At 65.4% G+C, this 23,530-nt stretch carries 22 protein-coding genes and 3 tRNA genes; 9 read left to right on the forward strand and 16 right to left on the reverse strand.

Translation table 11 applies throughout. The features are described from left to right. Positions 1-451: 451 nt before the first annotated feature. From ACTWJ5_RS21935 to ACTWJ5_RS21975, 9 genes are all read right to left on the reverse strand, one after another. Positions 452-2,329 (reverse strand): SurA N-terminal domain-containing protein, encoded by a 1,878-nt coding sequence (locus tag ACTWJ5_RS21935; RefSeq protein ID WP_444436549.1) that lies wholly within the window; start codon positions 2,327-2,329, stop codon positions 452-454. A 229-nt stretch (positions 2,330-2,558) separates the two neighbouring features. Continuing rightward, positions 2,559-2,831 carry a nucleoid-associated protein HU-beta gene (hupB, locus tag ACTWJ5_RS21940; protein WP_003087931.1) on the reverse strand — a complete coding sequence of 91 codons (273 nt, stop codon included), beginning with the start codon at positions 2,829-2,831 and terminating at the stop codon, positions 2,559-2,561. Between the two features lie 136 nt (positions 2,832-2,967). Continuing rightward, positions 2,968-5,364 (reverse strand): endopeptidase La, encoded by a 2,397-nt coding sequence (gene lon / locus ACTWJ5_RS21945; RefSeq protein WP_444436550.1) that lies wholly within the window; start codon positions 5,362-5,364, stop codon positions 2,968-2,970. A 134-nt stretch (positions 5,365-5,498) separates the two neighbouring features. Continuing rightward, positions 5,499-6,779: an ATP-dependent Clp protease ATP-binding subunit ClpX gene (gene clpX, locus ACTWJ5_RS21950; protein ID WP_009623458.1), complete on the reverse strand. Its 1,281-nt coding sequence runs from the start codon at positions 6,777-6,779 to the stop codon at positions 5,499-5,501. A gap of 106 nt (positions 6,780-6,885) precedes the next feature. Beyond that, positions 6,886-7,524: an ATP-dependent Clp endopeptidase proteolytic subunit ClpP gene (clpP, locus tag ACTWJ5_RS21955; protein ID WP_009623460.1), complete on the reverse strand. Its 639-nt coding sequence runs from the start codon at positions 7,522-7,524 to the stop codon at positions 6,886-6,888. 92 nt (positions 7,525-7,616) lie between these two features. Beyond that, a complete protein-coding gene (gene tig / locus ACTWJ5_RS21960; RefSeq protein ID WP_116423664.1) occupies positions 7,617-8,927 on the reverse strand; it encodes a trigger factor in 1,311 nt (436 codons plus the stop codon). Positions 8,928-9,069: 142 nt separating this feature from the next. Further along, positions 9,070-9,154 (reverse strand) — tRNA-Leu (locus ACTWJ5_RS21965). 52 nt (positions 9,155-9,206) lie between these two features. Beyond that, positions 9,207-9,282: transfer RNA gene (locus ACTWJ5_RS21970), tRNA-His, on the reverse strand. 29 nt (positions 9,283-9,311) lie between these two features. After that, positions 9,312-9,388 (reverse strand) — tRNA-Arg (locus tag ACTWJ5_RS21975). A 264-nt stretch (positions 9,389-9,652) separates the two neighbouring features. On the opposite strand from ACTWJ5_RS21975, the gene folD reads away from it, so the two are divergent. After that, entirely contained in the window at positions 9,653-10,507 is an 855-nt protein-coding gene (gene folD / locus ACTWJ5_RS21980) for a bifunctional methylenetetrahydrofolate dehydrogenase/methenyltetrahydrofolate cyclohydrolase FolD (protein WP_249917248.1), read from the forward strand. A 342-nt stretch (positions 10,508-10,849) separates the two neighbouring features. On the opposite strand, the gene cysS is transcribed toward folD, so the two are convergent. Both cysS and ACTWJ5_RS21990 read right to left on the reverse strand, forming a co-directional pair. After that, complete coding sequence (cysS, locus tag ACTWJ5_RS21985) at positions 10,850-12,238, reverse strand: cysteine--tRNA ligase (RefSeq protein WP_116423663.1); 1,389 nt, start codon at positions 12,236-12,238, stop codon at positions 10,850-10,852. Further along, positions 12,239-13,921, reverse strand: coding sequence for a glutamine--tRNA ligase/YqeY domain fusion protein (locus ACTWJ5_RS21990; protein ID WP_253390487.1), 1,683 nt, complete (start codon positions 13,919-13,921; stop codon positions 12,239-12,241). Positions 13,922-14,044: 123 nt separating this feature from the next. On the opposite strand from ACTWJ5_RS21990, the gene ACTWJ5_RS21995 reads away from it, so the two are divergent. From ACTWJ5_RS21995 to ACTWJ5_RS22005, 3 genes are all read left to right on the forward strand, one after another. Then, on the forward strand, positions 14,045-14,539 hold the full coding sequence (locus ACTWJ5_RS21995) for a peptidylprolyl isomerase (RefSeq protein WP_009623469.1): 495 nt from the start codon (positions 14,045-14,047) through the stop codon (positions 14,537-14,539). A gap of 4 nt (positions 14,540-14,543) precedes the next feature. Next, the gene (gene lpxH / locus ACTWJ5_RS22000) at positions 14,544-15,287 is read left to right on the forward strand and encodes a UDP-2,3-diacylglucosamine diphosphatase (RefSeq protein ID WP_444436551.1); all 744 of its coding nucleotides are present in this window, start codon (positions 14,544-14,546) and stop codon (positions 15,285-15,287) included. A 73-nt stretch (positions 15,288-15,360) separates the two neighbouring features. Beyond that, the gene (locus tag ACTWJ5_RS22005; protein WP_043267162.1) at positions 15,361-15,570 is read left to right on the forward strand and encodes a YgdI/YgdR family lipoprotein; all 210 of its coding nucleotides are present in this window, start codon (positions 15,361-15,363) and stop codon (positions 15,568-15,570) included. A 432-nt stretch (positions 15,571-16,002) separates the two neighbouring features. On the opposite strand, the gene ACTWJ5_RS22010 is transcribed toward ACTWJ5_RS22005, so the two are convergent. Further along, positions 16,003-16,608, reverse strand: a complete 606-nt coding sequence (locus ACTWJ5_RS22010) for a tRNA-(ms[2]io[6]A)-hydroxylase (RefSeq protein ID WP_249917252.1) — start codon at positions 16,606-16,608, stop codon at positions 16,003-16,005. Between the two features lie 179 nt (positions 16,609-16,787). Between ACTWJ5_RS22010 and ACTWJ5_RS22015 the strand changes: the two genes are divergently transcribed. After that, entirely contained in the window at positions 16,788-17,651 is an 864-nt protein-coding gene (locus ACTWJ5_RS22015) for a universal stress protein (protein WP_444436552.1), read from the forward strand. 3 nt (positions 17,652-17,654) lie between these two features. Here ACTWJ5_RS22015 and ACTWJ5_RS22020 read toward each other — a convergent pair whose 3' ends face one another. The 3 genes from ACTWJ5_RS22020 to ACTWJ5_RS22030 all read right to left on the reverse strand — a co-directional run bounded on the left by ACTWJ5_RS22020 (position 17,655) and on the right by ACTWJ5_RS22030 (position 19,682). Further along, complete coding sequence (locus tag ACTWJ5_RS22020; protein ID WP_444436553.1) at positions 17,655-18,878, reverse strand: winged helix-turn-helix domain-containing protein; 1,224 nt, start codon at positions 18,876-18,878, stop codon at positions 17,655-17,657. Positions 18,879-18,941: 63 nt separating this feature from the next. Then, entirely contained in the window at positions 18,942-19,412 is a 471-nt protein-coding gene (locus tag ACTWJ5_RS22025) for a DUF3291 domain-containing protein (protein ID WP_444436554.1), read from the reverse strand. Positions 19,413-19,448: 36 nt separating this feature from the next. Then, on the reverse strand, positions 19,449-19,682 hold the full coding sequence (locus ACTWJ5_RS22030) for a DUF1127 domain-containing protein (RefSeq protein ID WP_043267170.1): 234 nt from the start codon (positions 19,680-19,682) through the stop codon (positions 19,449-19,451). Between the two features lie 97 nt (positions 19,683-19,779). Here ACTWJ5_RS22030 and ACTWJ5_RS22035 point away from each other — a divergent pair, with 97 nt between their 5' ends. Then, positions 19,780-20,634: a LysR substrate-binding domain-containing protein gene (locus ACTWJ5_RS22035; protein WP_074976922.1), complete on the forward strand. Its 855-nt coding sequence runs from the start codon at positions 19,780-19,782 to the stop codon at positions 20,632-20,634. Positions 20,635-20,640: 6 nt separating this feature from the next. On the opposite strand, the gene ACTWJ5_RS22040 is transcribed toward ACTWJ5_RS22035, so the two are convergent. Continuing rightward, the gene (locus ACTWJ5_RS22040; RefSeq protein WP_116423658.1) at positions 20,641-21,381 is read right to left on the reverse strand and encodes a sulfite exporter TauE/SafE family protein; all 741 of its coding nucleotides are present in this window, start codon (positions 21,379-21,381) and stop codon (positions 20,641-20,643) included. Positions 21,382-21,483: 102 nt separating this feature from the next. On the opposite strand from ACTWJ5_RS22040, the gene ACTWJ5_RS22045 reads away from it, so the two are divergent. The 3 genes from ACTWJ5_RS22045 (at position 21,484) to ACTWJ5_RS22055 (ending at position 23,529) form a co-directional block, all read left to right on the forward strand. Continuing rightward, positions 21,484-22,455: a LysR family transcriptional regulator gene (locus ACTWJ5_RS22045; RefSeq protein ID WP_256512066.1), complete on the forward strand. Its 972-nt coding sequence runs from the start codon at positions 21,484-21,486 to the stop codon at positions 22,453-22,455. 45 nt (positions 22,456-22,500) lie between these two features. After that, positions 22,501-22,953, forward strand: a complete 453-nt coding sequence (locus tag ACTWJ5_RS22050) for a MarR family winged helix-turn-helix transcriptional regulator (RefSeq protein ID WP_116423656.1) — start codon at positions 22,501-22,503, stop codon at positions 22,951-22,953. Between the two features lie 147 nt (positions 22,954-23,100). Next, entirely contained in the window at positions 23,101-23,529 is a 429-nt protein-coding gene (locus ACTWJ5_RS22055) for an organic hydroperoxide resistance protein (protein WP_444436555.1), read from the forward strand. Position 23,530 lies beyond the last annotated feature (1 nt).

Consider the following 23,530-nt stretch of genomic DNA (forward strand, 5'->3'; position numbering starts at 1 on the left):
CTACGTAGCGGCCCCGTGGGGCGCATAACACCTGCGGCGTTATCCGCTGATCGACTTACGGGTGGGAATGCCGGGCTTCAAGGCACCCTGTAGGAGCGGGCCCTGCCCGCGATTCGCGCGCAGGGCGCGCTCCTACATTGGAATGACATGGGTGGGGCAGCGTAGGAGCGGATCTCATCCGCGAATCGCGCCGGGGGGTTCTGGCTATCGCGGACAAGGTCCGCTCCGTTGCAGACGAGCACGGCTTCTCGTAGGAGCGAGCTTGCTCGCGAACAGACTCCGCTGCGGGGCTCATTCGCGAGCAAGAACTAGGCGTCCCCCTCGATCCTACGAAGAGCAATCTTGGCGAGGGCGCAGGGCGCGCTCCTACATGGGGATGGCATCGGTATGCGGCGGATACAAAAAAGGCGGAGCAGGTCACCCTGCTCCGCCTTTTCTCACAGCCGATGGATCAGTACTTCTCGACCTCGGCCTTGTCGCTCAGTTGACGACGGAAGGCGGCGAAGTCTTCCTGGCCGCTGCGCGAGGCGAGGAACTGGCGATACATGGCCTTCTCCTGGTCGCTCAGGGTGGCGCTCGGCTCGCTGACGCCGTTCAGGCGGATCAGCACGTAGTCGCCATTGCCCAGGGTCACGCCGGCGAAGGTCGGTTGCTCGGCCTTGGCCGGGCGCGCCATGCGGAACACTTCCTGGAGCAGCTGCGGATCGACGCCGTCCTGGCCACGGGAAGCGGCTTCCACCACTTTCCAGGTCTGGCCGCTCTGGGCCTGGGCCAGCGGCGTCTTGCCGTCGCGCAGGCCTGCCAGCAGGGCTTCGCCCTGTGCCTTGGCGGCATCGGCGGCATGCTGGTGCTGCAGCACTTCGCGGATGGAAGCGGTCACTTCCTCCAGGGTCTGCTGCTGCGGCTTGTGGTGCTCCTTGACGCGCAGCACCACCACGGTGTCCGGATCCAGCTCGATGGCGCCACTGTTGGCGCCATCCTCCAGCACCTCGGTGCTGAAGGCGGCCTGGACGACCTGGCGGTTGGCGGCGATGCCCTCGCTGCCTTCGCGGCCGAACGGCTTGCTGGTCTCGACCTTCAGGCCCAGCTCCTGGGCCGGCTGGGCCAGGTCGGAGGCTTCGTAGGCGGAGCTTTCCAGTTGCTTGGTGGCGTCGACGAAGCGCTGCTCCACCAGTTGGCTCTTCAGGTCCTGCTCCAGCTTCGGCTTCAGGCTGGCGAAGCTCGGGATTTCCGGCGCCTGCACACCGAGCAGCTTGATCAGGTGCCAGCCGTACTGGGTGCGTACCGGCTCGGAGACATCGCCCTTGGCCTTCAGGCCATAGAGTGCGTCCTCGAAGGCCGGATCGTAGACGCCACGACCGGCGTAGCCCAGGTCACCGCCATTGCCGGCGGAGCCGACGTCGTTGGACTGTTCCTTGGCCAGCTTGGCGAAGTCCTCGCCCTTGGCCAGGCGCGCCTTGATCTCCTCGATCTTGGCCTTGGCCTGGGCGTCGGTCTGCTTGGCATTGACCTCGACCAGGATGTGCGCGGCATCACGCTGCTCGGAGAGACCGGCGATTTCCTTCTGGTACTGGGCCTGCAGGTCCTCGTCCTTGGCGACGACCTGGTTGAAGAAGGACGACTTCTTCAGCTCGATGTAGTCGATCACCACCTGGTCCGGGCTCATGAACTCGGCCTTGTGGGCGTCGTAGTAGGCCTTGATGTCGGCGTCCTCGACCTTGGCCTTGGCCGGATCGGCCTTGAAAGTCAGGGTGGCGAAGTCGCGGGTCTGCTTCTCCAGGCGGGCGAAGGCCTGCAGCTCGTTGTCGGTGACGAAGCCGGAGCCGGCGATGCCGGCGCGCAGTTGGCCGATGAGCATTTCCTGCTCGAGCATCTGGCGGAACTGCATGCGGGTGTAGCCGTTCTGGCGCAGCGCCTGGTCGAACTTGTCGGCGTTGAACTTGCCGTCGACCAGGAATTCGGGAGTCTGCAGGATCAGTTGGTCGACCTGCTGCTGGGTGAAGGCGAACTTGTCGTTCTGTGCGGCCTGGAGCAGCAGCTTGCGCTCGATCAGGCCCTTGAGTGCGGCGTCCTTGAGCAGCTTGTCGTCCAGGGTCGAGGCGTCGAAGTCCTTGCCCAGGCGCTGCTGCAGCTGGCGGCGCTGCATTTCCTGAGCCTGCTGCAGCTCGGGGATGCTGATGTCATCGCCATTGACCTTGGCAGCGACATTCTCATGATGGGTAGCCCGGATGATGGCATCGAAACCGGTCAGCGCCATCAGCACGACGATGACACCGATGATGGTCTTGGCGATCCAGCCCTGGGAATTGTCCCTGATGTTTTGCAGCATGCGGCCCCCAAAAGCGGCCACGCACCTGCCGTCAGTGTCGGCGAGGCGTGGGTATTTAAGATGCGGATATGAGAAAGGCGCATCCGAGGATGCGCCTTCTCGCAACTGGCGGAGCTAGCGGGCTAGGCCCGCGACCCCCGGCGATGCGGGATGGTAACCCATCCCGAGCGCCGCTCCGCGGCCGATCCGACGCTAGGTCGGACCGGACAGGTCAAGTCCAGAAAGACGCTTAGTTGACAGCATCCTTCAGGGCTTTACCGGCTTTGAAGCCCGGGATCTTAGCGGCAGCGATCTTGATCGGCTTGCCGGTTTGCGGGTTGCGACCGGTGCGGGCAGCACGCTCTTTGACAGCGAAGGTGCCGAAGCCAACCAGTACGACGGAGTCACCCGCCTTCAGGGCGCCAGTGACGGACTCGATTACCGCGTCCAGAGCGCGACCGGCAACAGCTTTCGGGATATCAGCAGATGCGGCAATTGCATCGATCAGTTCCGACTTGTTCACTCTAAGTCCCCTTATTTCTGTTGAGTATGTTTCTATGTGTTAGGTGTAAGCAAAAGCAGGTGCTGGTTTGCCAACTGACAAAGCAAGTGCCGCTTTATAACAAGGGCCCAAAAACAGTGTCAAGAAAGCCCCCCGGCTAATGCGTGCTGATTCGCTCCTTGGAATCAGACTCGCGTTTTTCATCCTTTGCAACCATCTCGGGAGCCGCATCGGGCAAGGGCTCCGGCGTGTATTGCAGCGCAATTTGCAGGACCTCGTCAATCCATTTAACCGGTTTAATAACGAGATCTGCCTTAATGTTATCCGGAATTTCCTTGAGATCACGGACATTTTCTTCGGGGATGATCACGGTTTTGATTCCCCCACGGTGGGCCGCCAGAAGTTTTTCCTTGAGCCCGCCGATGGCCAGCACCTGGCCGCGCAGGGTGATCTCGCCGGTCATGGCGACGTCCGCGCGCACCGGGATCTGGGTGATCGCCGAGACCAGCGCGGTGCACATGCCGATGCCGGCGCTGGGGCCGTCCTTGGGCGTGGCGCCTTCCGGAACGTGGATATGGATATCGTGTTTTTCGTGGAAGTCCGCCGGAATTCCCAGACTTTTCGCACGACTACGAACGACGGTCAGCGCAGCGGTAATGGACTCCGCCATCACGTCGCCCAGCGAACCGGTCTTGGTCAGCGCGCCCTTGCCGGGGACGATGGCCGACTCGATGGTGAGTAGTTCGCCGCCCACCTGGGTCCAGGCCAGCCCAGTGACCTGGCCGATCTGGTCCTGCTGCTCGGCAAGGCCATAGCGGAACTTGCGCACGCCCAGGTAGTTCTCGAGGGTCTCGGTGGTGACCTTGGCCTCGATGCGCTTGGCCCTGGCCCCCTCCTTCACCGCCTTGCGGCAGACCTTGGCGATCTGCCGCTCCAGGCTGCGCACGCCCGCCTCGCGGGTGTAGTAGCGGATGATGTCGCGGATGGCCGCTTCGTCGAAGGTCAGCTCGCCCTTCTTGAGACCATTGGCCGCAGTCTGCTTCGGCACAAGATATTTCGAAGCGATGTTGACCTTCTCGTCCTCGGTGTAGCCCGGCAGACGAATCACCTCCATGCGGTCCAGCAGCGGCGCCGGGATGTTCATGGAGTTGGCGGTGCAGAGGAACATCACATCCGAGAGGTCGTAGTCGACTTCCAGGTAGTGGTCGTTGAAGTTGTGGTTCTGCTCCGGGTCCAGTACCTCCAGCAGCGCCGAGGCCGGGTCGCCGCGCATGTCGCTGCCCATCTTGTCGATCTCGTCGAGCAGGAACAGTGGGTTGCGCACGCCCACCTTGGTCATCTTCTGGATCAGGCGGCCGGGCATGGAGCCGATGTAGGTACGGCGGTGGCCGCGGATCTCGGCCTCGTCACGCACGCCGCCCAGGGCCATGCGCACGAACTTGCGGTTGGTGGCGCGGGCGATGGACTCGGCCAGCGAGGTCTTGCCCACGCCGGGCGGGCCGACCAGGCAGAGCACCGGGCCCTTGACCTTCTTCACACGCTTCTGCACGGCGAGGTATTCGAGGATGCGTTCCTTGACCTCTTCCAGACCGTAGTGGTCGGTGTCGAGGATGTCCTCGGCCTTGTCCAGGTCGTGGCGCACCTTGCTCTCGGCCTTCCACGGCACGTTCACCAGCCAGTCGATGTACGAGCGCACCACGGTGGCCTCGGCGGACATCGGCGACATCTGCTTGAGCTTGTTCAGCTCGGCATTGGCCTTGGTCAGCGCCTCCTTGGTCAGGCCGGCGGCGTCGATGCGCTTCTTCAGCTCCTCGACCTCGTTGTGGCCCTCGTCGATGTCGCCCAGCTCCTTCTGGATGGCCTTCATCTGTTCGTTCAGGTAGTACTCGCGCTGGCTGCGCTCCATCTGCTTCTTCACGCGGCCGCGGATGCGCTTCTCGACCTGCAGCAGGTCGATCTCGGCATCCAGCATGGCCAGCACGTGCTCGACGCGGGCGGCCAGCTCGATGATTTCGAGGATTTCCTGCTTCTGCTCGATCTTCAGGGCCATGTGCGCGGCCATAGTGTCGACCAGGCGGCCCGGCTCGTCGATGCTGTTCAGCGACGACAGCACTTCCGCCGGCACCTTCTTGCCCAGTTGCACGTACTGCTCGAACTGGCTCAGCAGGCTGCGGATGAAGACCTCGGACTCGCGCTCGCCGACCGGCGCCTCGTCGATGATCGAGACTTCGGCGCGGCAATGGGCGTCTTCGTCGATGAAACGCTCGACATGGCCACGCTGCTCGCCCTCCACCAGGACCTTCACGGTGCCGTCGGGCAGCTTCAGCAGTTGCAGCACGGTGGCCACGGTGCCCATGCGGTACAGGCCGTCTTCGCCCGGGTCGTCGTCGGCGGGGTTCTTCTGCGCCAGCAGGAGGATCTGCTTGTCGCTGGTCATCGCGGCCTCCAGGGCCTCGATGGATTTCTCGCGCCCCACGAACAGGGGGATGACCATGTGCGGATAGACCACTACGTCACGCAGGGGAAGCAGGGGCAACTCGACGAGTGTTTTCATGATATTCGGCTCTACAGCGGCACTTGGCCAAAAAAGATGGGGTTAGACCCTTGGGCCTAAGATGGGGTTAGGCCAGGGAAAAAACAAGCGCGGTAGACGGGAAGGAAAAAGGGGGCCCGAAGGCCCCCTTTTCTTTATGCCTCAGGCGCAGCCTTGGCAGGCTGCTCGCTGTTCTCGTAGATCAGCAGTGGCTGGGACGAGCCGTCGATGACGCTCTCGTCGATGACCACCTTGCTGACCTCGGTCTGCGAGGGGATTTCGTACATGGTGTCGAGCAGGATGCCTTCGAGGATCGAGCGCAGGCCGCGGGCGCCGGTCTTGCGCTCCAGGGCCCTGCGGGCGACGGCCTTGAGGGCGTCCGGGCGGAACTCCAGGTCCACGCCTTCCATCTCGAACAGCCGGGCGTACTGCTTGGTGAGGGCGTTCTTCGGCTCGGTGAGGATCTGCATCAGCGCCGCCTCGTCGAGCTCGTCGAGGGTGGCGATGATCGGCAGACGGCCGACGAATTCCGGGATCAGGCCGAACTTGACCAGGTCTTCGGGCTCAACTTCGCGCAGGGCCTCGCCGACCTTCTTGCCCATCTCCTGGCTGCGCACTTCGGCGCTGAAGCCGATGCCGCCCTTGGTGGAACGGTTCTGGATGACCTTTTCCAGGCCGGCGAACGCGCCACCGCAGATGAACAGGATGTTGCGGGTATCGACCTGCAGGAACTCCTGCTGCGGGTGCTTGCGGCCGCCCTGGGGCGGAACCGAGGCGACGGTGCCTTCGATCAGCTTCAGCAGGGCCTGCTGCACACCTTCGCCGGACACGTCACGGGTGATGGACGGGTTGTCCGACTTGCGCGAGATCTTGTCGATCTCGTCGATGTAGACGATGCCCATCTGGGCCTTCTCTACGTCGTAGTCGCACTTCTGCAGCAGCTTCTGGATGATGTTCTCGACGTCCTCGCCCACGTAGCCGGCTTCGGTCAGGGTGGTGGCGTCGGCGATGGTGAAAGGCACGTTCAGCAGGCGCGCGAGGGTCTCGGCGAGCAGCGTCTTGCCCGAGCCGGTCGGCCCGATCAGCAGGATGTTGCTCTTGCCCAGCTCGACATCGTCCTTGCGGTCGCGCTGATTCAGGCGCTTGTAGTGGTTGTAGACCGCTACCGCCAGGGTTTTCTTGGCACGTTCCTGACCGATCACGTACTGATCGAGGATGGAACGGATCTCTTTCGGCGCCGGAAGCTTGTGCGCGCTACTCTCCGCCTGTGCTTCCTGCACCTCCTCGCGGATGATGTCGTTGCACAGGTCGACGCACTCGTCGCAGATAAAGACCGAGGGGCCGGCAATCAACTTGCGCACTTCGTGCTGGCTCTTGCCGCAGAAGGAGCAATACAGCAGCTTGCCGTTGTCCTCGCCGTTGCGGGTGTCAGTCATTAGATCGTTCCAGTCGGATAGGCTTGAAACACAAGATGAAGGCAAATGCGGGCATTTTCAAGCCCGCGAAACGGCCGGTCGCCCGGCCGTGTTCGAGCGGAAAGACTCAGGCGGCCGAGGGGCGCTGAGTGTAAACCTGATCGATCAGACCATATTGCACCGCTTCCTCGCCGCTCATGAAACGGTCGCGGTCGGTGTCGCGGGCGATGACGTCCAGCGGCTGGCCGGTGTGGTGCGCCAGCACCTGGTTCAGGCGCTCCTTGATGAAGAGGATTTCCTTGGCGTGGATCTCGATGTCCGAGGCCTGGCCCTGGAAGCCGCCCAGCGGCTGGTGGATCATCATCCGCGAGTGCGGCAGGCAGTAGCGCTTGCCGGCGGCGCCGCCCGCCAGGAGCAGTGCGCCCATGCTGCAGGCCTGGCCGACGCAGATGGTCGACACGTCCGGCTTGATGAACTGCATGGTGTCGTAGATCGACATGCCGGCAGTCACCGAACCGCCCGGCGAGTTGATGTACAGGTGGATGTCCTTGTCCGGGTTCTCGGCTTCGAGGAACAGCAGTTGGGCCACCACCAGGTTGGCCATGTAGTCCTCGACCTGGCCGACCAGGAAGATGATCCGCTCCTTCAGCAGGCGCGAATAGATGTCGTAGGAACGCTCACCGCGGGCGGACTGCTCCACCACCATCGGCACCAGACCACCGGCGGCCTGGATGTTCGGAACTTGCGGCATGAAGGTATTCGGCATGTCCGACGATCACTCCCTAATGAAATAGATATGTCTCAAAGACATAAGCCAGCCCGAGGGCTGGCTTATGGACGATCGAACGAAGGGTTGGATCAGGCCGCTACAGGAGCTTCAGCAGGCTTGACCGCGTCTTCGTAGGATACCTGCTTATCGGTCACTTTGGCCTTCTGCAGGACAGTATCTACAACTTGTTCTTCCAGTACAACCGAGCGCACTTCGTTCAGTTGCTGGTCGTTCTTGTAGTACCAGGCGACCACTTGCTCGGGCTCCTGGTAGGCCGAGGCCATCTCTTCGATCATCTCGCGAACGCGGGCTTCGTCGGCCTTCAGCTCGTGCTGCTTGACCAGTTCGGCGACGATCAGGCCCAGGACCACGCGGCGCTTGGCCTGCTCTTCGAACAGCTCGGCCGGCAGTTGCTCGGGCTTGATGTTGCCGCCGAACTGCTGGACGGCCTGCACGCGCAGACGGTTCACTTCGTTGCCGATCAGGGCCTTGGGCACTTCGATCGGGTTGGCGCCCACCAGGCCTTCCATCACCTGGTTCTTCACCTTGGACTTGATGGCCTGGCGCAGCTCGCGCTCCATGTTCTTGCGCACTTCGGCGCGGAAGCCTTCCAGGGTGCTTTCCTTGATGCCGAACAGGGCGAAGAACTCTTCGTTCAGTTCCGGCAGCTTGGGCTCGCTGACAGTGTTCACGGTGACGGTGAACTCGGCGGCCTTGCCGGCCAGGTCGAGGTTCTGGTAGTCCTCGGGGAAGCTCAGGTTGAGCACGCGCTCTTCACCGGCCTTGGCGCCGACCAGGCCTTCTTCGAAGCCCGGGATCATGCGGCCGGAGCCCAGCACCAGCAGGGTGCCCTTGGCCGAACCGCCGGCGAAGGCTTCGCCGTCGATCTTGCCGACGAAGTCGATGTTCAACTGGTCGTCGTTCTGCGCGGCGCGCTCGACGGCCTCGAAGCGGGTGTTCTGCTTGCGCAGGATTTCCAGCATGTTGTCGACGTCGGCGTCGGCCACGTCGGCCTGCAGGCGCTCGACCTCGATGCCGTCGAAGCCGGCAACCTGGAATTCCGGGAAGACTTCGAAGGTGGCCACGTATTCCAGGCCCTTCTCCTTCTCGAACACTTTCGGCTCGACGGACGGAGCGCCAGCCGGGTTCAGCTTCTGCTCGACCACGGCTTCGTAGAAGGTTTCCTGGATCAGGTCACCGAGGGCTTCCTGACGAGCGGCGGCTTCGTAGCGCTGGCGGATCACGCTCATCGGCACCTTGCCGGGACGGAAGCCGGGAACCTTGGCGCGACGAGCGGTCTGCTGCAGACGCTTGTTGACTTCGGTCTCGATGCGCTCGGCCGGCACGCCAACGGTCATGCGGCGCTCAAGAGCGGAGGTGCTTTCAACGGAAACTTGCATGGATATTCCTCGTGGCACAGACGTAAGCCGGTCCTCCCGGCTCCCAGAATCAAGGGCAAGCATTCTAGTCACAAGAAATGCAGAAGTCACCCAGGCTGAAAGCGGCGGAAATACTCGGGCTGCGAGAGCTTCTGGAAAAGAATGGTGCGGACGGAGAGACTCGAACTCTCACAGCTTGCGCCACCGGAACCTAAATCCGGCGTGTCTACCAATTTCACCACGTCCGCAGGGAACCGCAGAAACGAAAACGCCAGGCTCGGGGCCTGGCGCTTCGGAATATGGGGTGGACGATGGGAATCGAACCCACGACACCAGGAGCCACAATCCTGTGCTCTACCAACTGAGCTACGCCCACCATATTACATGCTTTACCGAACGCCAGTATGGCGCACCCGGCAGGACTCGAACCTGCGACCATCCGCTTAGAAGGCGGATGCTCTATCCAGCTGAGCTACGGGCGCTTTAGTGGCTGCAACCCTTGCTAAGCAGATCAGTGGAAACCACTGAACCGGTTTGCACTGCCTTGGCTTTCTTGCTTCAGGCTGTGCTCGGCAAGCGGGGCGCATGTTAGCGACGAGCCCTACCCTCGTCAACGGTTTTTTTAAAAAAATTTCAAAGAGATAAAGGAGTTACGGCAAATCGGGGACGGCCCGCCTTTGCCTTATGTGGGCGGCGTGCGAAAATGCGCGTCCTTTTTTCCCCGTCTCTATGGTTGCTCCTCCGACATGACCGCAAAACTGATCGACGGCAAAGCGATCGCCGCCAGCCTCCGCCAGCAGATAGCCCAACGCGTCGCCGAGCGCCGCCAGCAGGGGCTGCGCATTCCCGGCCTGGCGGTGATCCTGGTCGGCAGCGATCCGGCATCCCAAGTCTACGTCGCGCACAAGCGCAAGGACTGCGAGGAAGTGGGCTTCCTGTCCCAGGCCTACGACCTGCCGGAAAGCACCACCCAGGAAGAACTGCTGGGCCTGATCGACCGCCTCAATGCCGACCCGGCGATCGACGGCATCCTGGTCCAGCTGCCCCTGCCCGCCCACCTCGACGCCTCGCAGCTGCTGGAGCGCATCAACCCGGACAAGGACGTGGACGGCTTCCACCCGTTCAACGTCGGCCGGCTGGCCCAGCGCATCCCGCTGCTGCGCCCGTGCACCCCGAAAGGCATCATGACCCTGCTGCAAAGCACCGGCGCCGACCTGTACGGCATGGACGCGGTGGTGGTGGGCGCCTCCAACATCGTCGGCCGCCCCATGGCCCTGGAACTGCTGCTGGCCGGCTGCACCGTGACCGTCACCCACCGCTTCACCCGCGACCTGGCCGACCATGTGCGCCGCGCCGACCTGGTGGTGGTGGCCGCCGGCAAGCCGGGCCTGGTCAAGGGCGAGTGGATCAAGGAAGGCGCCATCGTCATCGACGTGGGCATCAACCGCCAGGCCGACGGCCGGCTGGTGGGCGACGTGGAATATGAAGTGGCGGCCGAGCGCGCCAGCTGGATCACCCCGGTGCCGGGCGGTGTCGGCCCGATGACCCGAGCGTGCCTGCTGGAGAACACCCTGTACGCTGCGGAAGAGCTGCACGTCTGACCGGCAGCCCTGCCCCGACGGGAAAAGGCCGCATCCGCGGCCTTTTTTTCATGGCGAAACCATTGCCTCCCGGCAACCTGTAGGAGCAGGCCCTGCCTGCGATTCGCGCGCAGGGCGCGCTCCTACAGGGGATAGCGCGCTGGGACGTCCGGCCATCGCGGACAAGGTCCGCTCCTACGTTGCAGGTGGGCCCGGCTTTTCGTAGGAGCGAGCTTGCTCGCGAACAGACTCCGCAGCGGGGCTCATTCGCGAGCAAGCTCGCTCCTACGAAGAGCACTTTGGTGCGACCGGCGAGGCAGAAAAAAGGCCGCATCAGCGGCCTTCTTTCCTTTCAGCGGTGGATCACTCGGCCAAACGCCAGGTGGTGCCACCCTTGCCGTCTTCCAGAACCACGCCCATGGCCGTCAGCTCGTCACGGATGCGGTCCGACTCGGCCCAGTTCTTCGCCGCGCGGGCTTCCAGGCGGGCCTGGATCAGCGCTTCCACCTGGGCGGCGTCGACCTTGCCGGCGGCGCCGGCCTGAAGGAAGGCATCCGGCTCCAGTTGCAGCACGCCGAGCAGGCCAGCCAGTTCGCGGAGCTTGGCAGCCAGGGCTGCCGCAGCCTGCAGGTCGGCCTCACGCAGGCGGTTCACTTCGCGGGCCATCTCGAACAGCACGGCGACGGCTTCCGGGGTATTGAAGTCATCATCCATGGACGCCGCGAAACGCTCGGCGAAGGCTTCGCCACCACCGGCCGCCTCGACCTCGGGCAGGCCACGCAGCGCGGTGTAGAAGCGTTCCAGCGCGCCCTTGGCTTCCTTGAGGTTGTCCTCGGAGTAGTTGATCGGGCTGCGGTAGTGGCTGGACACCAGCAGGAAGCGCACCACCTCGGGGTGGTACTTCTCCAACACCTCGCGGATGGTGAAGAAGTTGCCCAGGGACTTGGACATCTTCTCGCCATCCACGCGCACCGCGCCGGCATGCATCCAGGTGGCCGCGTAGGGCTTGCCGGTGGCCGCCTCGCTCTGGGCGATCTCGTTCTCGTGGTGCGGGAACACCAGGTCCGGGCCGCCGCCGTGGATGTCGAAGGTCTCGCCCAGGCAGCAGGTGGACATCACTGAGCACTCGATGTGCCAGCCCGGGCGCCCGGCGCCCCAGGGCGACTCCCAGCTCGGCTCGCCCGGCTTGGCCGCCTTCCACAGGACGAAGTCCAGCGGGTCTTCCTTGGATTCGTCGACCTCGATGCGCGCGCCGATGCGCAGGTCTTCGATCTTCTTGCGCGACAGCTTGCCGTAGCCGACGAACTTGCCGACGCGGTAGTAGACGTCGCCGTTGCCCGGGGCATAGGCGAAGCCCTTGTCGATCAGCGTCTGGATCATCGCGTGCATGCCGGCGATGTGGCCGGTGGCGCGCGGCTCGATGTCCGGGCGCAGCACCGACAGGCGCGCCTCGTCCTCGTGCATCGCGGCGATCATGCGTTCGGTCAGGGCGTCGAAGGGCTCGCCGTTCTCCTGGGCGCGACGGATGATCTTGTCGTCGATGTCGGTGATGTTGCGCACGTAGGTCAGCTCATAGCCGCGCTGGCGCAGCCAGCGGGCGATGACGTCGAAGGCGACCATGACGCGGGCGTGGCCGATGTGGCAGAAGTCGTACACGGTCATGCCGCACACGTACATGCGCACCTGGTTGCCGACCAGCGGCTGGAACGGCTCCTTGGCCTTGCTCAGGGTGTTGTAGACGGAAAGCGCCATTTACTGCCCCCAGGAATCGCGCAGGGTCACGGTGCGGTTGAAGACCAGGGCGCCGGCCTTGGAATCCTTGCTGTCGGCGCAGAAGTAGCCTTCGCGCTCGAACTGGAAGCGGTCCTCGGCGCCGGCGCTGGCCAGCGACGGCTCGGCGCGGCAACCCTTGAGCACCACCAGGGAGTCGGGGTTGATGTTGTCGAGGAAGCTGCCGCTTTCCTCGGCCTTCTCCGGGTTGGCCGAGCGGAACAGCCGGTCGTACAGGCGCACTTCGCACTCCACGCTCTCGGCGGCCGGCACCCAGTGGATCACGCCCTTGACCTTGCGACCCTCGGGGTTCTTGCCCAGGGTGTTCTCGTCGTAGCTGCAGCGCAGTTCGACGATGTTGCCGGCGGCGTCCTTGATGGCTTCGTCGGCGCGGATCACGTAGCTGCCGCGCAGGCGCACTTCGCCCCCGGGGATCAGGCGCTTGTAGCCGGCCGGCGGGACTTCCTCGAAGTCGCCGGCGTCGATGTAGATCTCGCGGCTGAACGGCAGCACGCGCACGCCCATGTCCTGTTTCGGGTGGCGCGGCAGTTCGAGGTTCTCGACCTGGCCTTCGGGGTAGTTGGTGATGACCACCTTCAGCGGCTTGAGCACGCACATGGCGCGCGCGGCGTTGGCGTCCAGGTCGTCGCGGATGGCGAACTCCAGCATGCCGATGTCGACCACGCCGCCGGCGCGGTTCACGCCGATCATGTCGCAGAAGCTGCGGATCGAGGCCGGGGTATAGCCGCGGCGGCGGTAGCCGGAGAGGGTCGACATGCGCGGGTCGTCCCAGCCGTCCACGTGGCCTTCGTCGACCAGTTGCTTGAGCTTGCGCTTGCTGGTGATGGTGTAGTTCAGGTTCAGCCGGGCGAATTCGTACTGGCGCGGCTGCGCCGGCACCGGCAGGTTGGCCAGGAACCACTCGTACAGCGGGCGATGGTCCTCGAACTCCAGGGTGCAGATGGAGTGAGTGATGCCCTCGATGGCGTCCGACTGCCCATGGGTGAAGTCGTAGCTGGGGTAGATGCACCACTTTTCGCCGGTCTGGTGGTGATGGGCGTGGCGGATGCGGTAGAGGATCGGGTCGCGCAGGTTGATGTTCGGCGAGGCCATGTCGATCTTCGCCCGCAGCGACTTGGCGCCGTCGGCGAACTCGCCGGCCTTCATGCGGGCGAACAGGTCGAGGTTCTCCTCCACCGAGCGCTCGCGGAACGGGCTGTTCCTGCCCGGCTCGGTCAGGCTGCCGCGGTATTGGCGCATCTCTTCGGCATTGAGGTCGCAGACGAAGGCCTTGCCGGCCTTGATCAGGTCCACCGCCCAGGCGTGCAACTGGTCGAAATAGTCGGAGGCGAAGCGCACCGGGCCGGCCCACTGGAAGCCCAGCCACTTCACGTCGGCCTCGATGGCGTCGATGTATTCCTGGTCTTCCTTCGCCGGGTTGGTGTCGTCGAAGCGCAGGTGGCAGTCGCCGCCGAAGTCACGGGCCAGGCCGAAGTTCAGGCAGATCGACTTGGCGTGGCCGATGTGCAGGTAGCCGTTGGGCTCCGGCGGGAAGCGGGTGACGATCTTCTGGTGCTTGCCGCTGTCCAGGTCTGCCTGGACGATGGGGCGCAGGAAGTTGGCGGCGACAGTGGCTTCTTTCGAATCGGCGGTGGGCTTGCTCATGGTGTCCTTGATCGTTACTGACGTTCGGCCAGGGTAGGCCGGCCAAACCAAAGCGCTTATCATAGCCGAAGCTGTCAACCCCCTGACAGGCCTTCGATTTTCCCGACAGAGTGGAATCCCCTCATGATCAAGCTGCACACCAACCATGGCGTCATCACCCTGGAACTCTTCGAAGACAAGGCCCCGGAGACCGTGGCCAACTTCAAGGAGTACGTGAAGAGCGGTCATTACGACAACACCATCTTCCACCGCGTGATCAACAACTTCATGATCCAGGGCGGCGGTTTCGAACCGGGCATGAAGCAGAAGAGCACCCGCGCCCCGATCAAGAACGAGGCCAACAACGGCGTCGGCAACAAGGTCGGCACTGTCGCCATGGCCCGCACCATGGAGCCGCACTCGGCCAGCGCGCAGTTCTTCATCAACGTCGCCGACAACGACTTCCTCAACCACAGCGCGCCGACCGTGCAGGGCTGGGGCTACTGCGTGTTCGGCCAGGTAGTGGACGGCATGGACGTGGTCAACAAGATCAAGGGCGTGGCCACCACCATGCGCGCCGGCCACCAGGACGTGCCGAGCGAAGACGTGATCATCGAGAAGGCCGAGATCGTCGAGTGAGTCGATGAGCGTCCTGTTCATCTCGGACCTGCATCTCGAAGCGGAACGCCCGGACATCACCCGGGCGTTCTTGCATTTCCTCCGCAGCTGCGCCCGCCAGGCCGAAGCGCTCTACATCCTCGGCGACTTCTTCGAGGCCTGGATCGGCGACGACGGCATGGACGAGTTCCAGCATTCCATCGCCCGCGCCCTGCGCGAACTGGCCGACAGCGGCACGCGCATCTACCTGATGCACGGCAACCGCGACTTCCTGATCGGCAAGGCGTTCTGCCGCGAAGCCGGCTGCACCCTGCTGCGCGACCCCAGCGTGATCCGCCTGAACGGCGAGAAGGTGCTGCTGATGCACGGCGACAGCCTGTGCACCCTGGACGTCGGCTACATGAAGCTGCGCCGCTGGCTGCGCAATCCGGTCTCGCTGTTCATCCTGCGCAACCTGCCGCTTTCGAAGCGCCACCAGTTGGCGCGCAAGCTGCGCAAGGAAAGCCGCGCGCAGACGCGCATGAAGGCCAGCGAGATCGTCGACGTGACGCCGGACGAGGTGCTGAAGGTCATGCGCCAGCATGGCGTGCGCACCCTGATCCACGGCCACACCCATCGCCCGGCGGTGCACGAGTTGCAGCTAGACGGCCAGCCGGCCCGGCGCATCGTCCTCGGCGACTGGGACCGTCAAGGCTGGGCCCTGCAGGCCGACGCCAACGGCCTGCACCAGGCGCCCTTCAGTCTCGAAGCGGAGCCGTCCGGCCACTGACGCGGATCAACTTCATGGCCCCGGGCCAGCAGCTATGCTCAATCCATCCATAGCCGCATCGTCCGGGATCACCATGAAAAAACACCTGTTGCTCGCCGCTTGCCTGCTCGCCCTCGCCGGTTGTTCCAGCGAGTACATCATCAGCACTGCCGATGGCCAGATGATCACTACCGACAACAAGCCGAAGCTGGACAAGGCCAGCGGGATGATTCGCTTCGAGGATTCCGAGGGCAAGGAGCAGATGATTCCGCAGTCGCAGATTCGGCAGATCATCGAGCGCTGAAGGCGCCCCCATTGCATGGGGCGTTATCCACCAATCGCGGACGGAGTCCGCTCCTACGCCCGTGCTTTGCAACTGTCTTGCCGGCTGCACCGAGGCGCTCTTCGTAGGATGGGTTGAGCCTTGGCGAAACCCATGCGGTCGTGACGATGGGTATCGCTTCGCTCAACATCATCCTACGCGGCGTCGTGTTTACCGGTGAGGTAGGAGCAACTGTCTTGCCGACTGCGCCGGGGTGCCTTTCGTAGGATGGGTTGAGCTTGCGAAACCCATCGGGCCATGGTGATGGGTATCGCTTCGCTCAACGCCATCCTACGAAAAACCGTGCTTTCCCGGAGGTGTAGGAGCGGACTCCGTCCGCGATTGGGCCCGCCGGCCAAGCTGGGTTATCCGGTAGCACCGAGCCCCTTCACCCCAACCTGAAAGCCAAAGGCCTCAAGCCACCCGTGGCACACCGCTATGAAAGCGGAACTCCTCGTCCGGCGAACTGATGAGACCCGCCTCGACCTCACGAATATCCTCCACCCGCCGCTGGATATCGGCCTCGTCACCATACCGCCGCGCCAATGCCAGGTATCCCTGGAAGTGCCGCGCCTCGGACTTGAGCAGCGAACCATAGAACTTCGCCAGATCCGCATCCAGGTGGTCGACCAGGGCGGCGAAGCGCTCGCAGCTGCGGCATTCGATGAAGGCGCCGACGATCAGGGTGTCGACCAGCTTGTGCGGCTCGTGGTTGCGCACCGCCGCGCGCAGGCCCGAGGCATAGCGGCCGGCGGAGATCGGCCGCAGGGCGATGCCGCGCTTCTTGAGGATCGCCAGCACCTGCTCGTGGTGGCGCAGTTCCTCGCGCGCCAGGCGCGACATGAAGTTCACCAGTTCCTCGTGGGCGCTGTACTTGGCGATCAGCGCCAGGGCGGTGCTGGCGGCCTTGAACTCGTTGTTCTTGTGGTCGATCAGCAGCACTTCCTGGTCCCGCAACGCGGCCTCGACCCAGGCATCGGGCGTGGCGCAACCGAGGAATTCGCGGATTTCGGACAACATGACGGGCTCCAGTCACTCAGCGCCGCCGCGCAAAAGGGTTCGCCGGCGGCCAAAGGCGGAGCATTATACGAATGCAGCGGCGCACGGCCAGCGCCACACTTGATGCATCTCAAGAACCGCTCGGCCGGATCGCGTCTACAGTTGCTGCAAAGCAACGGCAAGTGCCAAGGGAGACGACCATGCAAGCCATCCGCAGCATTCTCGTAGTAGTGGCCCCCGACCAGCCCGACGGCCTGGCGCTCAAGCGCGCCAAGCTGATCGCCAGCGTCACTCAATCCCACCTGCACCTGCTGACCTGCAGCAAGCGAGGCGACGCCGGCGCCCGGCTGGAGGAACTGACCGCCAGCCTGCGCGAGGAAGGCTACAGCAGCAGTTGCCGGCAGGCCTGGCACGACAGCCTACACGCCACCATCATCGCCGAGCAGCAGGCCGAGGGCTGCGGCCTGGTGGTCAAGCAGCACCACCCCGACAGCCCGCTGAAGAAGGCGCTGCTCACCCCCGACGACTGGAAGCTGCTGCGCTACTGCCCCGCTCCCGTGCTGCTGGTGAAGAGCGCCACGCCCTGGGCCGGGCGCAACATCCTCGCCGCGGTCGACGTCGGCAACAACGACGCCGAGCACCACGCGCTGCACGCCAATATCGTCAGCCACGCCTACGACATCGCCGGGCTGACCCACGGCCAGTTGCACGTGATCAGCGCCCACCCCTCGCCGATGCTGTCTGCCGCCGACCCGACCTTCCAGCTCAGCGAGACCATCGAGGCCCGCTACCGCGAGGCCTGCAAGGCGTTCCAGGCCGAGTACGGGGTGGACGACCAGCACCTGCACATCGAGGAAGGCCCGGCCGACGTGCTCATCCCGCGTACCGCGCACCAGCTGGACGCGGCGGTGACGGTGATCGGCACCGTGGCGCGCACCGGCTTCTCCGGCGCGCTGATCGGCAACACCGCCGAGGTGGTGCTCGATGCCCTGGAAAGCGACGTGCTGGTGCTCAAGCCGGACGAAGTCATCGCCCACCTCGACGAGCTGGCGGCCAAGGCCTGACAGCTAGGCGCCAGCCCCGGCGCCGAGCATCGCCCGCAGGCGGACGCCCTCCGCCTTGCGGCAGTTCACATGCACATCCTCAAGGCCCAGCCAACTGGCCATTTCACGCAAGCGCCCGGCCAGCGCCAGCATCCCCTCCTCGCCCAGCGGCCGCTGTTCCTCGTGCACGGCATGGACCGCCAGGCGCCCCGCCGCCCGCTCGGCGCGCAGGTCGATGCGCGCCGCCAGGCGTTCGTCGAACAGGAAGGGCAATACGTAGTAGCCGTAGACCCGCTTGTGCTGCGGGGTGTAGATCTCCAGGCGGTAGCGGAAGTCGAACAGCCGCTCGGTGCGGGCGCGCTCCCACACCAGGGAGTCGAAGGGCGACAGCAGCGCGCTGGCCGTCACCTTGCGCGGAATGACCGGCTCGCCGGCGACGTAGGCCGCCTGCGACCAATCCTGCACGCGCACCTGGCGCAGCGCGCCGGCCTCGACCAGTTCGGCCAGGCGCGCCTTGCTGTCCGCCGGCTCCAGGCGGAAGTAGTCGCGCAGGTCGGTCTCGCTGGCCACGCCCAGGGCGTTCGCGGCGTGCAACAGCAGGCCGCGCTGGGCCTGCTCGACATCCAGCTCGGGCGCATCCAGCACAGCGGCGGGCAGCACCCGCTCCGGCAGGTCATACAGCCGCTCGAAGCCACGCCGTCCGGCCACAGTCACCTCGCCGGCGGCGAACAGCCATTCCAGGGCGTGCTTCTCGTCGCTCCAGTCCCACCAGGGGCCGGCCCGCTCGCTGCGGGTGGTCAGGCTGCCGGCGCCCAGGGCGCCCTGCTCGCGGACCGCCTGCAGCACGCGCTCGATCACTTCGCGGCGTTCCTCGCCGAAGCGCGCCAGCTGCTTGTAGATGCCCTGCCCCACGGCCGCGCGGCGCATGCGCCAGCGCATCAGCGGATAGAGTTCCAGCGGCAGCAGGGACGCCTCGTGCCCCCAGTACTCGAACATTCGCCGGTGGCGCCCGGCGCTCCAGGCCGCCTCGTCCAGCAGGGCCTGCGGATAGCTGCCCAGGCGCGAGAAAAGCGGCAGGTAGTGCGAGCGGGTCAGGGCGTTGACCGAGTCGATCTGCAACACGCCCAGGCGTTCCAGCACCTGCTGCAGGTGCCGGCGCTGCACCTGGCTGCGCGGCCGCCGGCTGGCGAAGCCCTGGGCCGCCAGGGCCAGGCGGCGGGCTTGCTTGAGGGACAGGCTGTCGGTCATGGGGCGCTTCCTGCTGGCGGGATCGAAGCCCTCGATCCTACGCCAAAGCCGCCAGCGCCGACATCAGGCCGGCAGCGCTTGCGCGCTGGGCGCGGGGAACGGCCGGGCGATACTGAAGGCCTCGGCGCTCGGCCCATGTTCGGCCAGACGCTGCAATGCCGCACGGGCCTGGGCCAAGGTCGGCAGTTGCCCGGCCGGCAGCCACCAGAGCGCCAGGCTCGGCCCCGGCAGCTTCTCCATCCATTCCTTGCGCCGGCGCAGCACGCTCAGGTGCTCGCCGCCATAGACATAGTCGCGCAGCGCCTCCAGGGACTCCCAGAGCGACAGGTTGACGATGATCCGCGGGTCGGCGAAGGCCTGGACGCCGGTGGCGTCGCCCGCCTCGTCCTGCAGGCGCCAGACGAAGCCGGGACTGGCCTCGGCCAGGGCGTTGATGGGCGCCAGCTGGTCGACGAAATCCTGCATCAGCGGGTGGTCGAGAGGGGCCCTGGCCCGGGCGATGTTGACCTGGGCCAGGTGGTAGCGGTGCGGCATGGGCCTTTCCTTGTGCTCGTGCAATATAGAAGGGGTTCAGCGACGCAGGTGGTCGATCCAGAAGGGCTTCTCTGCCTCCTGCAGGATGTCGGCGCGGCTCAGGCCGATGTCCTTGAGCGCCGCATCGCTGAGCCTGGCCAACTGCTCGCGCTGCCGGGCCAGTTCCCGCCAGCGGCGGATGCGGCCCAGCAGGCGCTGCCAGAAGGCCGCGCCGGCGTGCCGGCGGGTGAATACCGAGGGTGTCATCACGAAACCGAATTGCGCTTTCATCGTGTCGTCCTCCCTGTGGGGTTGGCGCCAGTCTCGCGCCGGGCATAAGATCAATCCAACGAATCATTCTTATGCATCCCATCTTGGAGATTGATGTATGAGCGCCTTCCCCAGCATCGACAGCGAACTGCTGCGCACCTTCGTCGCCATCGCCGACCACGGCGGCTTCACCCGCGCCGCCGAGGTGGTCAACCGCACCCAGTCGGCGGTGAGCATGCAGATGAAGCGCCTGGAGGAAGACGTGCTGGAACGCACCCTGTTCGAGCGCGACGGCCGCCAGGTGCGCCTGACGCCCGAAGGCCAGGTGCTGCTGGGCTACGCGCGGCGCATCCTGCGGCTGCAGGGCGAGGTGTTCAACACCCTGCGCCAGCCGCACATGGTCGGCGCGGTGCGCATCGGCACGCCGGACGACTACGTGATGCGCTTCCTCCCGGAAATCCTCTCGCGCTTCGCCCAGGCCTACCCGCTGGTGCAGGTGGAAGTGCATTGCGAGACCTCCTCGCAACTGCTCACCCGCAAGGACCTGGACCTGACCATAGTCACCCGCGAGCCGGGCACCGAGATCGGTCAGCTGCTGCGCCAGGAGCCCTTCGTCTGGATGGCCGCGGAAAGCTTCTGCCCGCAGGAACAGCGCCCGCTGCCGCTGGCGATGTTCAACACCACCTGCTTCTGCCGCGCCTGGGCCTGCAACGCCCTGGAAGCGCTGGAGATCGACTACCGCATCGCCTACAGCAGCCCCAGCCTCTCGGCGCTGTTCGCCGTGGCCAGCGCGGGCCTGGCGGTCACCGCCCAGCTGCGCAGCCTGCTCACCGGCAACCTGCGCATCATCGGCGAGGAGGAAGGCCTGCCGGCCCTGCCCTCGGCGAGCATCGTGCTGCTGCGCAACCCGGCGCGGCAGTCGCCGGTCACCGACAAGCTGGCCGACTACATCGTCGAAGGCTTCGCCGCCTGAGCCGGCTCACTGGCGCAGCAGAAGCAGCGCGCAAACCACCAGGAACAGGCTGAAGGCGAAGCGCAGGGCGCGCTCAGGCAGCGCATGGGCCAGCCTCACGCCCCAGGAGATGCTCAGCAGGCCGCCGGCCGCGAGGCAAGCGCCCATGCGCCAGTCGACGTGGCCATGCAGCGCATAGGTACCCAGCGCCACCGCCGTGCTCGGCGCGGCCAACGCCAGGGCCAGCCCCTGGGCCACCACCTGGGTGAAGCCGAACAGCGAGGTCAGCACCGGCGTGGCCAGCACGCCGCCGCCCACCCCGAACAGCCCGCCCAGGGAACCCGCGCCCAGGCCGAGGGCGGCGAACCAGGGCAGGCCCGGTGTTTCCTCGCGCGGCTGCGCCTCGCTGCGCTGGCGCAGCAGCAGGTAGCCGGCCAGGGCCAGCAGGAACACCACGAAGGCCGTGCGCATGTGCGCCGCGTCGATGCGAAGCGCCAGGCTGGAAGCGAGGAAGGCGCAGAGCAGGCCGGTCACCGCAAGCACCGCCGCCTGGCCGGGATCGATACGATTGCGCTGGTGATAACGGCGCAGCGCCAGCAGCACGTTGGGCACCACCATCACCAATGCCGTGCCCTGGGCCAGTTGCTGGTCGAGGCCGAACAGCACGCCCAGCGCCGGGATCGCCAGCAGGCCGCCGCCGATGCCGAACAACCCGCCCAGGCAACCCAGAACCAACCCCAGGACGAAATCCAGCCCCATCTCCAGCATGCGAACCTCCAAATACGTCGAGGCCATGCTAGAAAACCGCCGCTGGATGGGAAACGCAAAGCCCAGCACAATGGCTTTGCGCTTTACGCATAGGTAAGCACCATGACTCCCACCGCCCTGGAAGACCAGTTGGACCTGTTCCTCGACGTGCTCGACAACGGCAGCTTTTCCGCCGCCGCGCGCCTGCGCCAGCTCACGCCCTCGGCGGTGGCGCGACGCATGGATGCCCTCGAACGCGGCCTCGGTAGCCCGCTGCTGGCCCGCAGCACCCACGTGGTGCGCGCCACGCCGGCCGGGCTGGCCTTCGCCGAGCGCGCCCGGCGCATAGTCGAGGAACTGCGCCAGGCCCGCGCCGAGGCGGTGTCGCTGAGCACCGCGCCCGAAGGCCTGATCCGCATAGACGCGCCCGTGCCCTTCGGCCGCCGCCACCTGGCACCGGCCATCGCCGACTTCCTCAAGGCCAACCCCGGCCTGGACGTGCAGCTGCGCCTGATCGACAGCTTCACCGACCTGCAGGGCGACAACCTCGGCCAGGTCGACCTGGTGCTGCGCATCGGCCCGCTGCCGGACAGCCGCCTGGTGGCCACGCCGCTGGCGCCCATGCGCCGCATCGTCTGCGCCAGCGCCGACTACCTGGCCCGCCACGGCCGGCCGACCTCGCCGCTGCAGTTGCCCGAGCACGTCGGCCTGGACTGGGAAGGCCTGGCGCCGCCGCTGGCCTGGCGCTTCGCCGTCGACGGGCGCCTGCAGCACCTGCGACCGCGACGCCTGCGGCTAACCGCCAACAACGCGGAAACCCTGGTCGAAGGCGCCTTGCAGGGGCTCGGCATGGCCCACCTGCCGACCTGGCTGTGCAGCGAATACCTGGTGCGCGGCGAACTGCAGCCGCTGTTCTGCGAGCCGGGCCTGCCGGAAGCCGAACCGGGCGGCATCCACGCCCTGCGCCTGGAGCGCGGCACCCACCCGCGCAGCCAGCGCCTGCTGGCCTTCCTCGTCGAGCGCTTCGGCTTCCCGCCACCCTGGGACAGTGCCCTCGCCGCGCACCTGGCAGGCAAGGAACTGGCGAAGAAATAGCCAGCGCGCTAAATTAAGGCGCAATCATCTATTCGGAGGCCCGTCATGAGCCAACCCAAGGACGCCTGCGAATCGCTCAAGCTCGACAACCAGCTGTGCTTCGCCCTCTACTCCACCTCGCTGCAGATGACCAAGGTGTACAAGCCCCTGCTCCAGCAACTGGGCCTGACCTACCCGCAGTACATCGCCATGCTGGTGCTCTGGGAACAGGACGGCATCACCGTCGGCGAGATCAGCGCGCGCATGCTCACCGACCCCGGCTCCCTCACCCCGCTGCTCAAGCGCCTGGAAGGCGAAGGCCTGATCACCCGCAAGCGCAGCGCCAGCGACGAGCGGGTGGTCGAACTGCGCCTGACCGACAAGGGCCGGGAGCTGCGCCAGCAGGCCGAGAGCATCCCGGCCTGCATCCTCACCGCCAGCGGCCTGTCCCTCGAAGAACTGGGCAGGCTGAAGAACGAACTGGTGGACCTGCGCGGCAGCCTGCAAGGCTCGGACTAGAGGCTTATTCCCTACATCGAGCTCTCTTATCGCGAATTCTTCCAATAAATATCTTGCGCGCAAGATAACTCAGGACTAATTTCTGCCTCACGCACTTACTTAGCGCGCAAAATTTTAACGAACAAACAGACATCCGGAGACACCGCCATGCAAACCATCAAAGCCCTCTACACCGCCACTGCCACCGCTACCGGAGGCCGCGACGGCCGCGCCGTTTCCTCCGACGGCAACCTCGACGTGAAACTCACCACCCCGCGCGAACTGGGCGGCCAGGGCGGCGCCGCGACCAACCCCGAACAGCTCTTCGCCGCCGGCTACTCGGCCTGCTTCATCGGCGCGCTGAAGTTCGTCGCCAGTCAGAGCAAGCGCCAGCTGCCCGCCGACGCCTCCATCACCGGCAAGGTCGGCATCGGCCAGATCCCCGGCGGCTTCGGCCTGGAAGTGGAACTGAACATCACCCTGCCGGGCCTGGAGCGCGCCATCGCCGAGGAACTGGTGGCCGCGGCCCACCAGGTCTGCCCGTACTCCAACGCCACCCGCGGCAACATCGACGTGCTCCTGAACATCGCCGTCTGAC

The sequence above is a fragment of the Pseudomonas sp. A6 genome, assembly GCF_052367875.1.
GTDB lineage: Bacteria > Pseudomonadota > Gammaproteobacteria > Pseudomonadales > Pseudomonadaceae > Pseudomonas > Pseudomonas citronellolis.